At 72.9% G+C, this 2,860-nt stretch carries 3 protein-coding genes and 1 pseudogene; 2 read left to right on the top strand and 2 right to left on the bottom strand.

All coding sequences use genetic code 11. The features are described from left to right. A pseudogene (locus KS423_RS42580) lies at positions 1 to 343 on the top strand (hypothetical protein); the annotation flags it as partial. Between the two features lie 310 nt (positions 344 to 653). Beyond that, complete coding sequence (locus KS423_RS42575; RefSeq protein ID WP_196949106.1) at positions 654 to 1,028, top strand: RNA polymerase-binding protein RbpA; 375 nt, start codon at positions 654 to 656, stop codon at positions 1,026 to 1,028. 167 nt (positions 1,029 to 1,195) lie between these two features. Here KS423_RS42575 and fxsA read toward each other — a convergent pair whose 3' ends face one another. Then, a complete protein-coding gene (gene fxsA / locus KS423_RS42570; protein WP_224285061.1) occupies positions 1,196 to 1,774 on the bottom strand; it encodes an FxsA family membrane protein in 579 nt (192 codons plus the stop codon). 55 nt (positions 1,775 to 1,829) lie between these two features. Further along, positions 1,830 to 2,860 (bottom strand): apolipoprotein N-acyltransferase (lnt, locus tag KS423_RS42565; RefSeq protein WP_224285060.1); only part of this gene is annotated, 1,031 nt, incomplete at its 5' end.

The following is a 2,860-nucleotide window of genomic DNA, read 5'->3' as shown; positions in this document are numbered from 1 at the left end:
GGCCGGCCCCGACGAGGGGCGCGCCGCGCTCGGCGCACCCCTGGACATCGCGCCCGCCGCCCACGCTCCGGTCGGCCGCGGCTACGCCCGGGTCGGCAACAGCGCCCCGGTGCGCCTCCAGGTACCCGCCACCATCGACCCGCTGGACGACGAGGCCCCGACCCCGCTGCGGGACGCGGTGATCGCCCTGCTGCCGCACCGGGACAGCCGCACCGAGGCGGCCGCCGCCGCACCACCCCGCCCGGAGCACCCACCGGTGGTCCCCGCGGCCGATCCGGCCCAGGCCCATCCCGTCGACCTCGCCAAGAACGAGCCGATGATCCGTTCACGGCCGATCTCCTGACGGCCGGGCCGACCGGCCTCGCGGGCCGGCTGTCCGGCGCTCGACCGGGGTCGGCGCCCGCCGCCGAATCCCGTCCCGGTACGCTCGTCACGGAAAGTCCGCACGATCACCAGACGTGAAATAGGTGACACCTGGAGTGATATCACCGGCCAGATGTGACAAATCGGGCGCGGGTGGGTACAAACAGGGGCGGCACGACAGACGACGCATGTCCCGGGACGGGAATCTTCGTCGGAAGCCGAGCGTTGACCGAACGACGAAGAACAGCGACCACTAGTCCTGTGGGCCATAAGCCCGGGAGGCACGATTCATGAGCGAGCGAGCTCTCCGCGGCACGCGACTCGGGGCCACTAGCTACGAGACCGACCGTGGTATCGATCTGGCTCCCCGCCAGACCGTCGAGTACGCATGTCAGAACGGACACCGTTTCGAGGTTCCTTTCTCGGTCGAGGCGGAGATCCCCCCGACCTGGGAATGCCGCTTCTGTGGCCAGGAGGCGGCGCTTCTCGACGGCGACGAGCCGGAGGAGAAGAAGACCAAGCCGACGCGCACCCATTGGGACATGCTGATGGAGCGCCGGACGCGCGAGGAGCTGGAGGAGGTGCTGGCCGAGCGGCTGGCCGTGCTCCGCTCCGGTGGGATGAACCTCGCGGTGCACCCGCGGGACACCCGTAAGAGCGCCTGACACCTCGCTCCCGCCCCGAGCGGGAGGACGCGAAAAGGGACCCTGGTGACCAGGGTCCCTTTCGCGTTGCCCGGCTTCGTGTTGTCCGGGGCACTGGGCGAGCCGCCCCGGCACGCCGGGCCGCCCGGGGCGGGATGCGCCCCGGGCGGCTCGTGGGAACGGGCGGGTCAGCCGGCGATCGGCGGGCGGTAGGCGGTGTCCGGGCCCTGCGGGCCACGCGGGCCGGACTCCGGGTCCACGACCTCGCCCTGGATCACCTTGCCGTCCGGGCGGTGGATGCGCAGCTGCTCCTGGAGCCGCATCGCGTCCGCGAACGCGTCGGCACCGACGGCGGAGGTGCTGCGCAGCGCCTTGTCCGCGGCCCGGCGCCCGGCCGCCCGCCACAGCACCCGAGTCGGCGGGAAGAGCAGGGTCAGGGCCACCAGGTCCGACAGGAAGCCGGGGACGATCAGCAGCAGGCCGGCCAGCACGGTCATGCTGGTTCCGGTCTGCGGCTGCTGCGACTGCGGGTTCTTGCTCTGCTCGATCGCCGCCGACAGCGCCTTCAGCCCGGCCCGCTTGATCAGCGAGCCTCCGATCAGGGCGCCCGCGATGAGCAGCAGCACGACGGTGAAGCCGCCCAGCCACGAGCCGACCTGGACCAGCAGCCAGATCTCCAGCACCAGCCAGGCGGTGATCAGCAGCGGCAGCACCCGCCGGAGCCTGCTGCGCGGGGCCGGACGGGTCGGGGTAGCTTGCTGGGTCACGGTACGAATCCACTCCAGGCGGTGCTCTGCGCGCCGCACGGAAGGTCCGGGCCGGCTACGGCACCACCGGCTCCAACGATTCCCGCTCGGCCGGTGTTCCGGCCGAAGCCTTCTTGCGGCGGCCGACCAGCACCGCTGCGCCGCAGGCCAGCAGGCCGCCGACGGCGAGCGTCCACTCCGGGGCGGCGCCGACCTCGTCGGCCACCGTGGTGCCGTCGCGCAGGGGGACGGTGGCCGACAGCTCGGCCGGGGTCAGCTCCTCGGTGCGCTGCTGGACGCTGCCGTCCGGGGCGATCACCGCGCTGATGCCGCTGGTGGCGGCGATCAGCACCGCCCGGCCGTGCTCGACGGCCCGCAGCCGGCTCATCGCCAGCTGCTGCTCGGGCTGGCCGGTCCTGGCGTAGGTCGCGTTGTTGGTCTGGACGACCAGGACCCGGGCGCCGCTGTCCACGGTGTCGCGGACGATCTCGTCGTACGCCACCTCGAAGCAGATCACGTCGCCGATCCGGGCCGGGCCGAGCTGCATCACGCCGTTGTGGTCGCCGGGGTAGAAGTCCCGGGCGACCCGCTGGAGGCGGGAGATCACCTTCATCAGCTGCGCCCGGAACGGCACGTACTCGCCGAACGGGACGGGGTGCTGCTTGGTGTAGGAGGCGCCGGGGCCGGTGACCGGGTCCCAGACGATGCCCTCGTTCTGGACGTGCTGCGCGTCCGGGCCGTCCACCAGGGTGCCGACCAGGGTGGGCACGCCGACCGCCTTGACCGCCTCGTCGATCCGCTGACGGGCCAGCGGGTCGCTGAACGGGTCGAGGTCGGAGGAGTTCTCCGGCCAGATCACGATGTCGGGGCGCTCGACCCTGCCGGCCCGGATGTCGGCGGCGAGCCGCTCGGTGGCCGAGGCGTGGTTGTTGAGGACCATCATCGGGCGGCCCAGGAAGTCCATGCCCGGGTTGGGCACGTTGCCCTGGACGATGGCGACCTTGACGGTGTCGGCGGCGGCCGTGGGCACCGGCACGAGGTAGCCGGCCAGCAGCGCGGCCACGGCGCCGAGCGCCGCCAGCGCGGCCGCCTTCGGGGCCCTGCCCG

It is taken from the genome of Streptomyces sp. LS1784 (genome assembly GCF_020103755.1).
In the GTDB taxonomy this organism is placed as follows: domain Bacteria; phylum Actinomycetota; class Actinomycetes; order Streptomycetales; family Streptomycetaceae; genus Kitasatospora.
Note: the sequence above shows the minus strand (reverse complement) of the source record. Positions and strands in the feature narration are given on the sequence as shown.

Coding starts and splice junctions, on each gene's coding strand:
- KS423_RS42575 (WP_196949106.1), top strand. CDS start 654: ATGAGCGAGCGAGCTCTCCGCGGCACGCGACTCGGGGCCACTAGCTAC.